Source organism: Streptomyces sp. NPDC002809 (genome assembly GCF_040295435.1).
In the GTDB taxonomy this organism is placed as follows: Bacteria; Actinomycetota; Actinomycetes; order Streptomycetales; family Streptomycetaceae; genus Streptomyces.
Genome location: NZ_JBEOVJ010000004.1, coordinates 118,848 through 134,498, shown reverse-complemented (window position 1 = coordinate 134,498; position 15,651 = coordinate 118,848). Strand labels below are relative to the sequence as shown.

The window sequence follows — 15,651 nt, the reverse complement described above, 5'->3', positions numbered from 1 at the left end:
GCCGCCCCAGCAGGCGGACTCGCGCCCGTCTCGTAAAGATGAGAGGTGACGGGCGCGTGTGACGGGGCAGGCGAACCGACGACCGTGCAGACCCCGAGAAGGGACGAACACTGTGGCACGACCCAGGATTCTCGTTGTCGGAGCCGGATTTGCCGGGGTCGAGTGCGTACGCCGTCTGGAGCGCGGGCTCCGCCCGGGCGAAGCGGACGTCGCGCTCGTCGCACCGTTCTCGTACCAGCTCTACCTGCCTCTGCTGCCGCAGGTCGCCTCCGGCGTCCTCACCCCGCAGTCCGTCGCGGTGTCACTGCGACGAAGCAGCCGGCACCGCACGCGCATCATTCCCGGTGGGGCCATCGGAGTGGACCCGAAGGCGAAGATCTGCGTCATCCGCAAGATCACCGACGAGGTCGTCCACGAGCCGTACGACTACATCGTGCTCAGCCCGGGCAGCGTCACCCGTACCTTCGACATTCCCGGACTGCTCGACAACGCCCGCGGCATGAAGACGCTGGCCGAGGCGGCGTACGTACGTGACCACGTGATCGCCCAGCTCGACCTCGCGGACGCCAGCAGCGACGAGGAGGAGCGGGCCTCCCGACTGCAGTTCGTGGTGGTCGGCGGCGGGTACGCGGGTACCGAGACGGCCGCCTGTCTGCAACGGCTCACCAGCAACGCGGTCAGGCACTATCCCCGGCTCGACCCGAAGCTGATCAAGTGGCATCTGATCGACATCGCTCCGAAGCTGATGCCCGAGCTGGGCGACAAGCTGGGCGAGAGCGCGCTGAAGGTCCTGCGGGAACGCGGCATCGAGGTGTCGCTCGGTGTCTCCATCGCTGAGGCGGGCGCCGAAACGGTGACGTTCACCGACGGCCGGGTACTGCCCTGCCGCACGCTGATCTGGACGGCCGGTGTCACCGCGAGCCCGCTCGTCAGCACGTTCGACGCGGAGACGGTACGTGGCAGGCTCGCGGTGACCCCCGAGATGAACCTCCCCGGCTACGACGGCATGTTCGCCCTCGGCGACGTGGCGGCCGTGCCGGACCTCGTCAAGGGCGACGGCGCGGTCTGCCCGCCCACCGCCCAGCACGCGATGCGTCAGGGCCGCAGGCTGGCCGACAACCTGCTCGCGACGCTCCGGCACCAGCCGCTGCGCCCGTACGTCCACAAGGACCTCGGACTCGTCGTGGACCTCGGCGGCAAGGACGCCGTGTCCAAGCCTCTCGGCATCGAGATGCACGGGATCACGGCCCAGGCCGTGGCCCGCGGCTACCACTGGTCGGCGCTGCGGACCAACGTGGCCAAGGCGCGCGTCATGACCAACTGGCTGATCAACGCGGCGGCGGGCGACGACTTCGTCAGGACCGGATTCCAGTCCCGCAAGCCCGCGACACTGCGGGATTTCGAGTACACGGACAGCTATCTCACCCCGGAGCAGGTCCGTGAGCACACCGCGTCGCTGAACGCCCGGATGAAGTGACCGGGCGACCGCACCCGTCAGGCCGACGGCACGGTGGTGCGGATCAGGCGCAGGAAGGCGGCGTTGTCGTCGGTCTTCCTGATCCGGTCCAGCAGCGTTTCGAGTGACGTCTGGGCGTCCCTGGAGTGCAGCGCGCGGCGCAGCCCTCGTACGGCGGCCAACTCATCTGCCGACACGAGGAGTTCGTCGCGGCGGGTACCGGAAGCGGCAATGTTCACCGCCGGGTGGATGCGCTTCTCGGCCAGCGAGCGGTCGAGCCGGAGTTCCATGTTGCCGGTGCCCTTCAGCTCCTCGAAGAAGTACTCGTCGGCCCGGGAACCGGTGTCGACGAGTGCCGTGGCCAGAATGGTCAGGGAACCGCCCTCCTCGGTGAGGCGGGCGGCGCCGAAGAGCCGCTTGGGGCCGAGCAGTGCGGCGGCGTCCACACCACCGCTGAGGGTGCGTCCGCCGTTGCCGGCCGCATTGTTGTGGGCCCGGCAGAGCCGGGTGAGCGAGTCGAGCAGCATGACGACGTCCCGGCCCTGCTCGACCAGGCGCTTGGCGCGTTGCAGCGCGAGTTCCGCGAGGGCGATGTGCTCCTTGGCCGGCCGGTCGAAGGTCGAGGCGTAGACCTCGCCGCGCACCGAGCGGCGCATGTCGGTGACCTCCTCGGGCCGTTCGTCGAGGAGCACCACCATCAGATGGGACTCCGGGTGGTTCTCGGCCACGGCCGCCGCGATCTGCTGGAGGAGAACCGTCTTACCGGTCCTGGGCGGTGCGACGATCAGCCCGCGCTGCCCCTTGCCGATCGGGGCGACGAGATCGACGATGCGCGTGGAGGCGCCGCCGGACGGAGTCTCCAGTTGCAGTCGCTGCCGGGGGTGGAGCGGGGTGAGGTCGCGGAAGTGCGGGCGGCCGCGCAGCGACTGGGGTGGCAGCCCGTTGACCCGGGCGACGGCGCTCAGGGCGCGGGGCCGCTCGCAGGCGCCCTCGACGACATCCCCCTTGCGCAGGCCGTACCTGCGGATGAGCGCGGCGGGGACCTGTACGTCTTTGGGGGTGGGGCGGCCACCGGCGGAGCGCAGGGAGCCGTGCCCCTGCTGCGCGATGTCGAGGATGCCGGCGGCGGCGGTGGCCGCGGGCCGGGCGGTGGCGGATACGGGGTGTTCGAGTGTGGTGGTCATGCGGGGTGGTCCTTTCGCGGACATGCGAATGAAGGGGCCCGGCTGAGACGGGGGCGGAGATCTCACGCCCCGGAAGACGGGCAGGAAAGGCCGGTGGACGAGAGCCCGGACCGGACTGGGGAATCAATGCGATGAAGCTGGATCGCCGGTCGGAAACGACGGGCGCATCAGCTGGTGTAAATGAATCGGTACCGGAGCCTGAATGAGAGGCATGCACATGTACCGATTGCAATGTAGCACGGATCCCGGGTGCCGATGGCGGATGTGGTGCGGGTAACCCCGTTGCGGCAGGGGAGTGAGGGTGGTTTCGTACTCCGGGCGCATCCCCTCCCGACTCCGGAGCCACCTTGCCGATACAACTCACCGCCCTGACCGACCTCGACCACGGGGCCGACGACCACCGCCTGGTGTGGCTGGCGTCCGACGAGGCCGGGGTGCCCGTCGGATCGGCGTTCCTCAGGGTCTTCACACGGGAGGGGCAGGACCACCTCGCCGAACTGGAGATCCATGTGCACCCGGCGGAGCGCCGCCGGGGGACCGGCTCCCGACTGCTCGAAGCGGCCTCCCTGGCCGCCAGGGAGCACGGCCGCCGCTCCGTCGTCGCGCAGACCGAGGCCGGGTCCCCGGGAGACGGGTTCCTGCGGGCCAGGGGGCTGCGCAGGGTTCTGACCCTCACCTACGCCCGGCTGTCACTGGAGGCCGTGGACACCGCGGCCCTGACAGCCGTCACCCGGGAGCCGCATCCGGGCTACCGGCTGGAGTCCTGGGACGGCACCGTCCCCGGACCACTGGCGCAGACGTTCGCAGCGTCGCGCCGCGCCATGGACGACATGCCCATGGACGACACCGACTACGGCGCCGTCGCGTGGGACGTGGACCGGGTCATGGCCGTGGCACGGGCCGTCGAGGACCGCGGCGACCGCCTCCACACCGTCGCAGCCGTCGACGAGACCGACGGCACGATCGCGGGCTTCACCGAACTCGTCGTGCCGGGCGACGGACAGGGCGACGGCCGGCACTACGGGACGGGCGTGCTTCCCGAGCACCGGGGCCACGGGCTCGCACGCTGGATGAAGGCCGCGTCCATCCTGCGGGCCCGCGAGCGCCATCCGGACCTGGGCGGCCTGCTCGCGGACACCGCCGACAGCAACACGTACATGCGGAGCATCAACGACGCGTTCGGATACGAGGCGACGCATCGCTCGTTCGAGTACCAGCTCGACCTCTAGGGTCCGTCGTCCCCGTCAGGCCGGGCCCGGTTCCTCGTCACGCCCGGCCGTCGAGCCCAGTCCCCGGAACACCTCCAGGATCTGCTCGGCGGCCAGCGTGGCGGGCAACGAGCCCTCCCGCACACGTAGTTCGAGCTCCGGCGCGAGCGCGCGCACCCCGGGATGGCTGCGCAGGCTGTCCAACAGGTCGTCCCGCACCATGGTCCAGGTCCAGTCGACCTGCTGCTCACTCCGCTTGGCCGCGAGCCGACCCGTCGACTCGAGCAGTTCACGGTGTTGCTCCAGCCGCTCCCACAGGGTGTCCAGTCCGCTGGACTCCCGGGCGCTGCACGTCAGCACCGGCGGAGTCCAGGCCGCGTCCACGGGGTGCATCAGCCTCAGTGCGCCCGCGAGTTCACGTGCGGCGGAGCGGGCATCGCGCTCGTGCGGGCCGTCGGCCTTGTTCACCGCGATGGCGTCCGCCAGCTCCAGCACACCCTTCTTGATGCCCTGGAGCTGGTCACCGGTGCGGGCCAGCGTCAGCAGCAGAAACGTGTCGACCATATTGGCGACCGCCGTCTCCGACTGGCCGACGCCGACCGTCTCCACCAGCACCACGTCGTAGCCCGCCGCCTCCATCACCACGACGGACTCCCTGGTCGCCTTCGCCACGCCGCCCAGCGTTCCGGCGGTGGGGGAGGGGCGTACGAAAGCGGCCGGGTCCACCGCGAGCCGCTCCATCCTGGTCTTGTCGCCCAGGATGGAGCCGCCGGTGCGGCTGGAGGACGGATCCACGGCGAGCACCGCGACCCGGTGCCCGAGCCCGGTGAGCATCGTGCCGAGGGCGTCGATGAACGTGGACTTGCCGACCCCGGGCACACCGCTGATGCCGATGCGCCGGGCGTTGCCCGAGTGCGGCAGCAGTTCGCGCAGCAACTGCTGCGCAAGCGCCCGGTGATCAGGCCGGGTGGACTCGACGAGGGTGATGGCGCGCGCGATGTGCGCCCGCTTCCCGTCGAGTACCCCCTTCACATAGCTGTCGAGATCGATCTTCGGAGCCATCTGTTCAGCGGCTCACAGCTCGTGACCGAGCGAGGCGCCGAGCCGCGTCACCAGATCGTGGGCGGCGTCCGGGATCACCGTTCCCGGCGGGAACACGGCCGCCGCGCCCGCCTCGTGCAGCGCGTCGATGTCCGACGGCGGGATCACCCCGCCCACCACGATCATGATGTCCTCACGGCCCTCGGCCGCGAGCTCCTCACGCAGCGCGGGGACGAGCGTGAGGTGGCCGGCGGCCAGGGAGGAGACGCCCACGATGTGCACGTCCGCCTCGACCGCCTGCCGGGCGACCTCGCCCGGCGTCTGGAACAGCGGGCCGACGTCCACGTCGAAGCCCAGGTCGGCGAAGGCCGTCGCGATCACCTTCTGGCCGCGGTCGTGCCCGTCCTGGCCCATCTTGGCGACCAGGATGCGCGGACGCCGCCCTTCCGCCTCCTCGAACGCGTCGACCAGCGCGCGGGTACGGTCCACGGACGGCGACTCCCCTGCCTCGTTGCGGTACACACCGGAGATCGTACGGATCTGGCCCGCATGCCGGCCGTACACCTTCTCCAGCGCGTCCGAGATCTCACCCACGGTCGCCATCGCACGCGCCGCGTCGACGGCCAGCGCCAGCAGATTGCCCTCGAGCCCGGGACCCGGGTCCTTCCCGGCCGCCGCCGTCAGCGCGTGCAGCGCGTCCTGGCAGGCCCGCTCGTCGCGTTCCTCGCGCAGCCGCCGCAGCTTCTCGATCTGCTGGGTGCGGACCGAGGAGTTGTCGACCTTGAGCACGTCGATCTTCTCATCGGTCTCCACGCGGTACTTGTTGACGCCGATGACCGGCTGGCGCCCGGAGTCGATGCGCGCCTGCGTACGGGCGGCGGCCTCCTCGATGCGGAGCTTGGGGATGCCGGCGTCGATGGCCTTGGCCATGCCGCCCGCCGCCTCGACCTCCTCGATGTGCTGCCAGGCCCGCCGCGCCAGGTCGTACGTCAGCTTCTCCACGTACGCGCTGCCGCCCCACGGGTCGATGACCCGTCCCGTGCCGGACTCCTGCTGGAGGAGGAGCTGGGTGTTGCGGGCGATGCGTGCCGAGAAGTCGGTGGGCAGGGCGAGGGCCTCGTCGAGGGCGTTGGTGTGCAGGGACTGGGTGTGGCCCTGCGTCGCCGCCATCGCCTCCACGCAGGTGCGCGTGACGTTGTTGAACACGTCCTGCGCGGTCAGAGACCACCCGGAGGTCTGTGAATGGGTGCGCAGCGAGAGGGACTTGGGGTTCTTCGGCTCGAACTCCTTGACCAGCTTGGCCCACAGCAGGCGGGCCGCCCGCAGCTTCGCGACCTCCATGAAGAAGTTCATGCCGATCGCCCAGAAGAACGACAACCGCGGTGCGAACGCGTCGACGTCGAGTCCGGTGTCGCGTCCGGCCCGCAGGTATTCCACCCCGTCCGCCAGGGTGTAGGCGAGCTCCAGGTCGGCCGTGGCTCCGGCTTCCTGGATGTGGTAGCCGGAGATGGAGATCGAGTTGTAGCGCGGCATCTTCTGCGAGGTGTACGAGAAGATGTCGGAGATGATCCGCATCGAGGGCTTCGGCGGATAGATGTATGTGTTGCGGACCATGAACTCCTTCAGAATGTCGTTCTGAATGGTCCCGGCCAGCTTCTCGGGTGGTACACCCTGTTCCTCGGCGGCCACGATGTACAGCGCGAGGACGGGCAGCACCGCGCCGTTCATCGTCATCGAGACGGACATCCTGTCCAGCGGGATGCCGTCGAAGAGCTGGCGCATGTCGTAGATGGAGTCGATCGCGACACCGGCCATGCCGACGTCACCGGTCACCCGCGGGTGGTCGCTGTCGTAGCCGCGGTGTGTCGGCAGGTCGAAGGCGACCGAGAGACCCTTCTGCCCGGCCGCCAGGTTGCGGCGGTAGAAGGCGTTGGACTCCTCGGCCGTGGAGAACCCCGCGTACTGCCGGATCGTCCAGGGCTGGTTGACGTACATCGTCGGGTACGGACCTCGCAGATACGGGGCCACCCCCGGGTACGTACCGAGGAAGTCGATCCCCTCCAGGTCCTGCCCGGTGTACAGCGGCTTGACCGCGATGCCCTCCGGGGTCTCCCACAGAAGGTCACCGTCGGAAGTCCCGGAGGACTCCTTGACCGCGGAACGCCACTGGTCCTCGGTCACCTCGGCGCCGCCGCCCGGCCCGAGCTCGATGTCGGAGAAGTCGGGGATCCGCATTACGCCACACCCATACGGTCGAGAACGGAAGAGAGCACGGCCACCACGTCGCATCCGGCGAAGACGTACTCGTCGACGCCCGTGTACGTACCGGGCCGTCCGGCCAGGTACACCCGCTGCGCACCGGCTGAGACGAGCGCCTCGGCGACATCGCCGGCCTGTTCGGCGTAGAGCGCGTCACTGGAACACAGACAGACCACGTCCGTACCCGCGTCCGCGAACGCCGCGGCGGCCGACGAGGCGTCCACCTGGACAGGCTCGTGGACGGTTTCGATGCCGCCCGCCCGGAACAGGTTCGCGGCGAACGAGGCGCGCGCGGTGTGTGCCGCGGCAGGCCCGAGCGCGGCGATCAAGACCCGCGGCCGGGCGCCGGTCGCCGACAGATGGGCGTCCGAACGGGCGCGCAGCGCCTCGAAGGCCTCGTCGCGACGGACGACCGGAAGGCCGCCACGCGCCGGGGCCGGCGGCAGCGGCTCGCGTTCCACGGTGCGCTCCGCGAGTTGCGGGAACTCGCTGACGCCGGTGATCGGCTCCTTGCGCCGCGCCAGATCCTTGCTTCGGGCGGCCCAGGTGGCCGCGATGCGCTCCGCGACCATGCCGGAGCCGAGCGCCGCGGCCTGACCGCCCGTCCGCTCGATCTCCTGGAAGAACGCCCAGGCGGCGTCCGCGAGTTCCTCGGTCAGCCGCTCCACATACCAGGAGCCGCCCGCCGGGTCGATGACCCGGGCCAGATGGGACTCCTCCAGGAGGATCGTCGACGTGTTGCGGGCGATGCGCCGGGCGAACGCGTCCGGCAGGCCCAGCGCGTGGTCGAAGGGCAGCACGGTCACGGCGTCCGCACCGCCGACTCCCGCGCCCAGACAGGCCAGCGTGGTCCGCAGCATGTTCACCCACGGGTCGCGGCGGGTCATCATCACCGGCGACGTCACCGCGTGCTGGCGCTGCGCCCCGGCCGCCGGTGCCCCGCAGACCTCGGCGACCCGCGCCCACAGCCGGCGCGCGGCCCGCAGCTTTGCGATCGTCAGGAACTGGTCGGCGGTGGCCGCGTACCGGAACTCCAGCTGAGCGCACGCCTCTTCGACACCGAGCCCGGCCTCGGTCAGCGCCCGCAGATAGGCGACGCCCGTGGCCAGCGAACTGCCCAGCTCCTGGGCGGCGGACCCGCCGGCCTCGTGGTAGGGCAGCGCGTCCACGGTCAGGGCCCGCAGTCCGGGGAACCCGGCCGCGCAGTGCTTCGCCCAGCGGACGGCCGACATCGTATCCGCCGCGCCGCCGCTTCGGGCAGCCTGCCCCAGCGGGTCGGCGCCGAGGTTGCCGCGCACCGAATCCGCCGGTACGCCGCGCTCCGCGTGGAGCCTGAGCAACTCCGCCGCAGCGGCGTCGAGTTCGTCTCCGGCTTCGAGTACGAGCGGTGCCAGGTCGAGGTGCACGCCTTCCAACGCCCGAGCCAGACCGGAGACCGGCACACCGCCGGCGCCCCCGACGGTCAGCCACAACGAGGTGGCGCCGTTCTCCAGATCACCGAGCAGGGCCTCGTTGAGCCGAACGGGATCCGTCGACGCGTGCCGCTGCCGTACGCCCCAGCCGCCCGCCGCAGTGCCCTGCGGTGTGCTGCCGCGGGTGAAGGGGGCGAAGCCCGGGAGGCCGGCATCGGGCGCGTCGTCGCGCGAGGTGTAGAGGGGGCGGGTGATGAGCCCGTCCTCCACCGTGGTGGACAGTGCTTTCTCGGCGGCCGAACCCGAAACATCCTTGCCCGACTTGCGCAGCACACCTTCGACAAGGCTCTGCCACTGCTCGTGGGCGGGATCAGGGAACTCGGCGGCCAACGAAAGCCCGTCGGCAGGCAGGACCGTCATGCCCAGATGCTAGGACAGGTCTCAGATGAGCAGCAGAGGCTCGACCTGTGACCTTGCCCTCTCCGAGCGCACTTGATCCTGTACATACGGTCGCGTAACCCATCGGTCGTACGGACCTGCGGATCACTGCGGTCCGGAACGTCCGGTCGCGTACTCCGCTCGTACGGACCTGCGGCTCACCGCGGTCCGGAGGTCCTGCGCCGGCCCCCACCGGCACCGGACGACGCACCGCCGCCGCAGTCGTGGCCGCTGCCCGATGCTCCGCCGACTGGTGATGATTTGCCACAATGCAGCAATAAATGTCCGAAGTTATGCTGCTGGCAATTCATCCTTTCGGAGAGGACACGCCCGTGGCTGTCGGACCTGTGGAGTACCTCGTCGTCGCCTTCCCCGGCAGCCGGTTCACCGGGGCCATCGCCCCGGCGCTGGCCGAAGCGGTCGCGTCCAAGGCGGTGCGCATCATCGATCTGACCTTCGTGTACCGGGCGGAGGACGGTTCGATCGACATCGTCGAACTGGAGGACCTCGACCCCGACGACCTCGTCTCCTTCGAGCCGGTCGAGGGCGAGGTGAGCGGCATGCTGAACAGCGACGACATCAGGACGCTGGGCGAGAGCGTGCCGCCGGGCAGTTCCGCGGCGCTGATCGTGTGGGAGGACCTCTGGGCGCTGCCGCTCACCGAGGCGGTCCGTGCGTCGGGCGGTCAGCTAGTCGCCCATGAGCGGATTCCCGCCGATGTCGCGGAGGCCGCTGTCTCCGCAGCCGCTTCGGCACGCTGATCCCGCACGGCACCGCACTGGAAAGGCCTATGACATGCCGATCTTTCGAGGACCTGGAATGAACCGTCGCGGACCCGGCCTGCTCGGGGCGGTGGCGCGTACGGCGGTTGTCGCGGGTACCGCCTCCGCGGTCGGCGGCCGCGTCCAACGGCACCAACAGGCGAAGTTCGCCGAGGACGACGCCGAGCAGATGGCCGCGGAGCAGGCGCGCGGACAGACGCAGGCGCAGTCCGCCCGGCAGCAGGCGGCCGAGCCGCCCGTCGACGATCTGATCAGCCGCCTGGAGCGCCTGGCCGAGCTGAAGAAGCAGGGCATTCTGACCGATGCCGAGTTCGATTCCCAGAAGAGAAAACTTCTGGAGGAGTGATGTGCGCCGGGCGGGCAGTCGCCCGCCCGGCGGAATCCCTGGTAGCGAACCCGTTCTTCCCGCGGCCGTCCCGGCGCTTCCCGACGCTTCGCGGCGCGTGAATGCGCGGTGTGCGCAGCGATGTATTTCGTCCGACTGATCAGTGGGGCCCGGTGCGGTCCCCGGTCTGGTCCGGCGGGGCGGCACCGATCCGGCCCGGGGCTTCCCGGCTTCGCGCGGACCCGCGGCGGACCTGGCGGACCTGGCGGACCTGGCCGGAAGTCCTGAGTGGCGATTCCCTCTTCCTCTCTTCCTCCCTTCCTCTCATTCCTTTCGGCTGCCCGGCACGCCCGATCGATGATCACCGGCGTTTTACTTTGTCGATTTCCCGACATCATGCGACTTTTGATCCGGCCAGGCCGAAATCAATTTCGGATCCGTGTCGGGAAAAGAGGAAGTTCATCGTGCAAACCGCCAGGGCCGTCCCGGCAGCCTCTGTTCTCAACCTGCGGGACCTGGGCGGCATCGCCTTGGGACCCGGCCGGCAGGTGCGGCCGGGCATGGTGCTGCGCTCCGGTCAGCTCAGTGGCTTCGACCCGGTGCACGACGCGGCGGTGGCCGAACTGGGCATCCGTACCGTCGTCGATCTGCGGACCGCGGACGAGCGGGCCTCGGCTCCCGACCGTCTGCCGCCCGGAGCCCGCCTGTTCGTCGCCGACGTGCTCGGGGACGACCCGGGCGTGGCACCGGCCCGGCTCCGCGCCCTGCTCGCCGATCCGGTCGAGGCGGAGAAGCTGCTCGGCGGCGGGAAGGCCGAGGAGATGTTCGCGGAGACGTACCGGCAGATGGTGCTCTCACCGCGTGCGGCTGCCGCCTACCGGGCCTTCGTGGAGACGGCCGCCGACGACGCCGCGCGCCCCGTGCTCTTCCATTGCACCGCGGGCAAGGACCGCACGGGTTGGGCGACTGCCGTGCTGCTGCTGCTTCTCGGCGCTTCGAGGGACGTCGTGAGGACGGAGTTCCTCGCGGTGAACCCGGTGGTGCGCGTGGCCTTCCGTCCGCACGTGCAGAGCTTCCTCGACGCCGGCGGTGACCCCGAGATCGCCTCCGCGATCATCGAGGTCCGGCCCCGCTATCTCGACACGGCTCTGGACGCGATGGACGAACGCTGGGGAGGGCTTGACGGGTACGCGCGCGACGGGCTGCGTATTCCCGTCCCCGTGCTGCGGCGGCTGCGCGGCGAGCTCGTGGCGACCGACCAGTGACTTGAGCCGCGGATTCCGCGGTCCCAGGACACCAACTGCTGTCGGGTGCCGGAACACCTCTGTGCCACCCCGATGCGCGCGGGTCGGCGGACGGAAGCCGCGCTGCTCCTCTGAAGTCACGGCGGCCGCAGCCTGATGGTGCTGCCTGCCGGTCAGCAGTGCTGGCAGTGCGTTCGGTCCGCGCCGAAGCCCGCTGTGCCCGTCCCGTGACACGGGACGGGCACAGCCGACGGGCCCGGCCAATGGTCACGGCATGCCTTTCGCCGCCCGCGCGTGTGCGCCGGCGGCGAAAGGCAGGTCTGCGGGAGAGGCGGAGGCCGGGGTCATGCGTGCACGTCCGCGCGCGGGCCCGCGGCGTGGGCGACTGTGCGCCTCACACGTTCAACAGCCGTTCGGTGAGGTCGCGGTAGTGCTGCAGGGTGACCCGCAACTCCTCGGTTCGCATACCGGGGTCGTCGTCCCGTCCCGCGGTGCCGAGTGTGCGCCGGTACTCCCTGAGCGCGTCCGTGAGGCCGTCGACAGCGGTGTCGAACGTGCTCTCGGCTTCCTCGACCGCCCGGCGCGGGCTCTCGACGAACTCGCTCACCGCGTGCTGGAGCCGCTCGGAGAGCCGGTGGTGGTCAGCGTCCGGGAAGAGGGGGCGGGCTGCGCCGGGTGTGCCTTCCCCGGCGGACGACCGGTGGCCGGATACCGAATCGCCGGGCAGGGCGTCTCCGGGCAGGGCGGCCGCGGCGGGGGCCTTCACACGCGGCTTCCCGGCCGGGGGACCGCTCGGCTTCCGTGCGGTGTCCGTCGTTCCGGCGTCCTTGGGTCCGGAGTCCACCGCGCGGGCGTCCGTTGCGCCGTGGGCCGGTGCGCGGTCGGGGGCGGCGGCCCTGGGCCTCTCGGCCATTTCGGGGGCCTCGGTCGGGGTGGCCCTGGGCTTCTCGGCCACTTCGGGGACCTCAGTGGGGAAGCGAGGTGTGGATCCCGTGTCGTGAGTCATGCCGTGCCACTTCCTTCCGCGTGGTGCGGGTGCCGGCGAACCGGCCGGTCCGTGCCGTTCGATGCGAGTACGTCGAACAGGCCGCGGGCCTCCAGCATTGCCTCCCGCATCTCCTCCGTACCGCCGTCGCCCTGTCTGGCGGCGTGCACCCGGCGATAGCCGTTGACATGTTCGGCGTGGTGAACGGAGAGTGCGGCGCTCTGCTCCCCGAAGTCCCTGCCGTCGGGGAAGCCCAGGTCGCGTGCCAGTTCGGCCAGCAGGGCGTCCGCCTCGGCGACTGCCTGCTGGGGTGCGTCCACGAAGCCGGCCTCGATCCGGGTCCACCGGTCCTCGTACTGGGTGCGCGCCTCGGGCGTCAACGGACGCTCGTGCAAGGAGCGGTGCCGCTTCAGCCGCTCGTGCAGCTCGTGTTCGGCGGCCTTCGCGTCGCCGTTATGGCGTGCGACGGTCCGGTCGTACTCGGGTCCGAAGCGTCGCCGAATCCCGCGCCCGCCCGTCTGCCGTGCGTAGCGGAAGGCCAGTGCGCAGGCCGCCACGAGGACGACCGCGACGATGATCACTACGGTCGTCATGGTCACCACTCCTGTCGGTTCTCGGTCCGCATGTCGCTGTGTTCCACTCTCACCATCCCTTTCGGATCGTTGCCCCGGCGCCGTATCGGCCGGGCGTGCTGCTCGTGTACCCCGCCGGCCGCGTTCAAGGCCCCGGCCTTGCCGCCGACTGCGTTCCTGGCGGGCTCCGGCCGCCGCTGAACGGCCGTTGGGTATCGTGAAGGGGCTGCATCACACGCATCTCCGAGAGGGGCATCACGGTGACCGAGCGCAAACCTGCGGGCGTCAGTTTCGAGTCGTGGGTCGACAAACAGATTCGTGAATCCGAACAGCGTGGTGACTTCGCCCAGCTGCCGGGATTCGGGAAGCCGCTCGAAGGCCTCGACCGCCCGTACGACGAGGCGTGGTGGATCAAGGCGAAGATGCAGCGCGAGGGCATGTCCGTGCTCCCGCCTTCGCTGGCCCTGCGCAAGGAGGCGGAGGACACTCTCGCGGCGGTGCCGGGGACACGGACCGAGGCCGAGGTGCGGCGGATGCTGAACGAGGTGAACGAGAAGATCACCGAGGCCGTCAGGCGTCCGCCACAGGGACCGCCCCTGAACCTGAAGCCTTTCGATATCGAGGTCCAGGTCGAGGAGTGGCGCGCCGCCCGACGCTCCACCTGAGGCTGTCGGCGGCTTGCCCGTCCCGGGTGCGTAATACTCGATACATGAGATCAGGCATTACGTCGCGCGGTCGCCGGGTTCTGGGCGAAGAAGTGTCGATCAGACGGGCCGAGGCCCGGGACACGAAGCGTCTGACCCGGCTGGTCCGGACCTCCGGTGCCTATGAGGGGCCGTACGCGCCCATGGTCGCCGGATACCAGGTGGGGCACGACTACGTCGAGACGCACAGGGTCTTCGCAGCCGTGGGCGAAACCTCTGATCGGCTGCTCGGCTTCTACGCCCTGATCCTCGACCCGCCCGAACTCGACCTCATGTTCGTCGCCGACGACGCGCAGGGCGCAGGCATCGGACGCGTGCTCATCGGGCACCTGAGGGACGAAGCGCACGAGGCCGGCCTCGCCGAGGTGCGCATCGTGTCGCATCCGCCGGCCGAGGGTTTCTACAGGAGTGTGGGAGCCCGGCGAACCGGCACCGTGAGAGCCGCGCCGCCGGCGGTGATGTGGGACCGTCCCGAACTGGTACTGCCGGTCGACTGAGGCGGGCAGGGGGCCGGAGTGCTCGCGACATGGGCCGGTACCCGCTCACTGGACGGGCCACGGCCCACCCGGAGGTCTACCGTGTGGAAACAGGGCGCGTCACAGGCGCTGCGCGTACCGGACGGAGGTCCATGGTGAGCCCACCCGGGGAGGAGCGCGGACAGGACCGGGGCTGGGGGCGCCAGGAGACGGCGGAGGAGCGGGCCGACCGCCGGTGGACCGATCTGCTCCAGGAGCTTCGCGTCGCCCAGACCGGCGTGCAGATCCTCTTCGGCTTCCTGCTCGCCGTCGTCTTCCAGCCGCGTTTCGTGGACCTCTCCGACACCGATCGCACGATCTACGTGGTCACGGTGATGTTCGGCTCCGCCACGGCAGGTGCGCTCATCGGACCGGTGTCGTACCACCGGCTCCTCACCGGACGGCGGCTGAAGCCCCAGACGGTCACCTGGGCGTCACGCCTGACCGTGATCGGGCTGATCCTGCTGTTCTGCACGATGTGCTCGGCGCTCCTGCTCATCCTGCGGGTGGCGTTGCACAACGCGCTCGCCCTCTGGCTGGTCGGCGGGATGGCGCTGTGGTTCCTGGTCTGCTGGTTCGTCTTCCCGGCCTGGGCGCTGGCCCGGTCCCACGGCCGCCGGGAGGGATGACGGCGCCCGCGGTCAGTCCGTGCCGGTGGCCCCGGCCTTGTGGACGTCCGTGAGGGTGAAGAGTCCGCCGTCCGGATCGATCAGCGTCGCCTCGCGTCCCTCCGGCCGGGACAGCTCCTCGACCAGGGAACCACCGTGCTCGTGTGCCGAAGCGATGGCGGCGCTGACGTCGTCCACCGGGAAATTGACCTGCCAGTGCGGACGGACCAGCGGATCGGGGGCCGCCTCGTCGGCCCCCGAGCTGATTCGGGCCAGCTGGCGTCCACCGCACTGCACGACCACCTCGTCCTTCGCGTACTCCACCTCGCAGGAGCCGGGCCGGCCGGTGGCCCAGTCCAGGACCTCGCCGTAGAAGATCGCGGCGTCGAAGGCGTTCCGCGTGCGCAGCCGCAGCCAGGCGTGCGCATGGCCGTCCGGGGCGGGGGGTGAGGTCGCGGGCGCGGTCCGCTCCCAGATGCCGAACCCCGCGCCGTCCCGGTCGGCGGCCAGTGCGCCGCGCCCCTTGCCCAGTGCCAGCGGGCCGACCGCCACGGTGCCGCTGCGCTCCCGGATCCGGGCAGCTGTCACATCCGCGTCCTGGACGGCGAAATACGGTGTCCACGCCACCGCGACGCTGAAGGTGGTCGCCACAGCACCGATCCCGGCGACGGGTACGTCGCCGCGGCGGGCGACCGAGAACTCCTGACCGAGCTTGCCCGGCCGGAACGTCCAGCCCATCACCGGGCCGTAGAACTCCTGCGCGGATTCCAGGTCCCGGGTCATCAGGTTGACCCAGCAGGGCGCCGCCGGCCCGGTCAGGGGTGCGGGCGCGGATGCCTTGCTCGGGGTGCTTCCGGTCATGGTCCTACTGCCTTCATCGGGAGTGCGGCAGATGTGTGCCGGTGGCCTTCGGGACGT

Annotated in this window: 15 protein-coding genes; 8 read left to right on the top strand and 7 right to left on the bottom strand. The window is 70.5% G+C overall.

The genetic code is table 11. The features are described from left to right. The first annotated feature begins 112 nt into the window (after window positions 1-112). Entirely contained in the window at window positions 113-1,477 is a 1,365-nt protein-coding gene (locus ABT025_RS04270; RefSeq protein WP_350989662.1) for an NAD(P)/FAD-dependent oxidoreductase, read from the top strand. A 17-nt stretch (window positions 1,478-1,494) separates the two neighbouring features. Here ABT025_RS04270 and rho read toward each other — a convergent pair whose 3' ends face one another. Further along, the gene (rho, locus tag ABT025_RS04265) at window positions 1,495-2,640 is read right to left on the bottom strand and encodes a transcription termination factor Rho (protein ID WP_350989658.1); all 1,146 of its coding nucleotides are present in this window, start codon (window positions 2,638-2,640) and stop codon (window positions 1,495-1,497) included. Between the two features lie 347 nt (window positions 2,641-2,987). Between rho and ABT025_RS04260 the strand changes: the two genes are divergently transcribed. Then, entirely contained in the window at window positions 2,988-3,869 is an 882-nt protein-coding gene (locus ABT025_RS04260) for a GNAT family N-acetyltransferase (protein WP_350989656.1), read from the top strand. Between the two features lie 15 nt (window positions 3,870-3,884). On the opposite strand, the gene meaB is transcribed toward ABT025_RS04260, so the two are convergent. From meaB to mutA, 3 genes are read right to left on the bottom strand one after another with little or no spacing between them, the layout of a single operon-like run. Further along, entirely contained in the window at window positions 3,885-4,910 is a 1,026-nt protein-coding gene (gene meaB, locus ABT025_RS04255; protein ID WP_350989654.1) for a methylmalonyl Co-A mutase-associated GTPase MeaB, read from the bottom strand. 12 nt (window positions 4,911-4,922) lie between these two features. Continuing rightward, window positions 4,923-7,124 carry a methylmalonyl-CoA mutase gene (scpA, locus tag ABT025_RS04250; protein WP_350989652.1) on the bottom strand — a complete coding sequence of 734 codons (2,202 nt, stop codon included), beginning with the start codon at window positions 7,122-7,124 and terminating at the stop codon, window positions 4,923-4,925. Further along, on the bottom strand, window positions 7,124-8,980 hold the full coding sequence (gene mutA, locus ABT025_RS04245) for a methylmalonyl-CoA mutase small subunit (protein ID WP_350989650.1): 1,857 nt from the start codon (window positions 8,978-8,980) through the stop codon (window positions 7,124-7,126). Before mutA ends, scpA begins: the two co-directional genes overlap by 1 nt. Before the next feature lie 350 nt (window positions 8,981-9,330). On the opposite strand from mutA, the gene ABT025_RS04240 reads away from it, so the two are divergent. From ABT025_RS04240 to ABT025_RS04230, 3 genes are all read left to right on the top strand, one after another. Continuing rightward, window positions 9,331-9,759 carry a DUF6325 family protein gene (locus tag ABT025_RS04240; RefSeq protein ID WP_350989648.1) on the top strand — a complete coding sequence of 143 codons (429 nt, stop codon included), beginning with the start codon at window positions 9,331-9,333 and terminating at the stop codon, window positions 9,757-9,759. A 58-nt stretch (window positions 9,760-9,817) separates the two neighbouring features. Then, complete coding sequence (locus tag ABT025_RS04235) at window positions 9,818-10,126, top strand: SHOCT domain-containing protein (protein WP_350989646.1); 309 nt, start codon at window positions 9,818-9,820, stop codon at window positions 10,124-10,126. A 443-nt stretch (window positions 10,127-10,569) separates the two neighbouring features. After that, window positions 10,570-11,370, top strand: coding sequence for a tyrosine-protein phosphatase (locus ABT025_RS04230; protein WP_350989644.1), 801 nt, complete (start codon window positions 10,570-10,572; stop codon window positions 11,368-11,370). A gap of 373 nt (window positions 11,371-11,743) precedes the next feature. Here the strand turns inward: ABT025_RS04230 and ABT025_RS04225 are convergent, their stop codons facing one another. Then, on the bottom strand, window positions 11,744-12,355 hold the full coding sequence (locus tag ABT025_RS04225; RefSeq protein WP_350989642.1) for a hypothetical protein: 612 nt from the start codon (window positions 12,353-12,355) through the stop codon (window positions 11,744-11,746). After that, complete coding sequence (locus ABT025_RS04220) at window positions 12,352-12,927, bottom strand: hypothetical protein (RefSeq protein WP_350989640.1); 576 nt, start codon at window positions 12,925-12,927, stop codon at window positions 12,352-12,354. Before ABT025_RS04220 ends, ABT025_RS04225 begins: the two co-directional genes overlap by 4 nt. A 239-nt stretch (window positions 12,928-13,166) precedes the next feature. Between ABT025_RS04220 and ABT025_RS04215 the strand changes: the two genes are divergently transcribed. The 3 genes from ABT025_RS04215 (at window position 13,167) to ABT025_RS04205 (ending at window position 14,754) form a co-directional block, all read left to right on the top strand. Continuing rightward, window positions 13,167-13,571, top strand: coding sequence for a DnaJ family domain-containing protein (locus ABT025_RS04215; RefSeq protein ID WP_350989638.1), 405 nt, complete (start codon window positions 13,167-13,169; stop codon window positions 13,569-13,571). A gap of 44 nt (window positions 13,572-13,615) precedes the next feature. Then, window positions 13,616-14,107, top strand: a complete 492-nt coding sequence (locus ABT025_RS04210) for a GNAT family N-acetyltransferase (protein ID WP_350989635.1) — start codon at window positions 13,616-13,618, stop codon at window positions 14,105-14,107. A 131-nt stretch (window positions 14,108-14,238) separates the two neighbouring features. Continuing rightward, window positions 14,239-14,754, top strand: coding sequence for a DUF6328 family protein (locus tag ABT025_RS04205; protein WP_350989632.1), 516 nt, complete (start codon window positions 14,239-14,241; stop codon window positions 14,752-14,754). Window positions 14,755-14,766: 12 nt separating this feature from the next. On the opposite strand, the gene ABT025_RS04200 is transcribed toward ABT025_RS04205, so the two are convergent. Next, entirely contained in the window at window positions 14,767-15,594 is an 828-nt protein-coding gene (locus ABT025_RS04200) for a VOC family protein (RefSeq protein ID WP_350989630.1), read from the bottom strand. Window positions 15,595-15,651: the final 57 nt, after the last annotated feature.

Coding starts and splice junctions, on each gene's coding strand:
- ABT025_RS04205 (WP_350989632.1), top strand. CDS start 14,239: ATGGTGAGCCCACCCGGGGAGGAGCGCGGACAGGACCGGGGCTGGGGG.
- ABT025_RS04225 (WP_350989642.1), bottom strand. CDS start 12,355: ATGACTCACGACACGGGATCCACACCTCGCTTCCCCACTGAGGTCCCC.
- ABT025_RS04210 (WP_350989635.1), top strand. CDS start 13,616: ATGAGATCAGGCATTACGTCGCGCGGTCGCCGGGTTCTGGGCGAAGAA.
- mutA (WP_350989650.1), bottom strand. CDS start 8,980: ATGACGGTCCTGCCTGCCGACGGGCTTTCGTTGGCCGCCGAGTTCCCT.
- ABT025_RS04235 (WP_350989646.1), top strand. CDS start 9,818: ATGAACCGTCGCGGACCCGGCCTGCTCGGGGCGGTGGCGCGTACGGCG.
- scpA (WP_350989652.1), bottom strand. CDS start 7,124: ATGCGGATCCCCGACTTCTCCGACATCGAGCTCGGGCCGGGCGGCGGC.
- rho (WP_350989658.1), bottom strand. CDS start 2,640: ATGACCACCACACTCGAACACCCCGTATCCGCCACCGCCCGGCCCGCG.
- ABT025_RS04220 (WP_350989640.1), bottom strand. CDS start 12,927: ATGACGACCGTAGTGATCATCGTCGCGGTCGTCCTCGTGGCGGCCTGC.
- meaB (WP_350989654.1), bottom strand. CDS start 4,910: ATGGCTCCGAAGATCGATCTCGACAGCTATGTGAAGGGGGTACTCGAC.
- ABT025_RS04200 (WP_350989630.1), bottom strand. CDS start 15,594: ATGACCGGAAGCACCCCGAGCAAGGCATCCGCGCCCGCACCCCTGACC.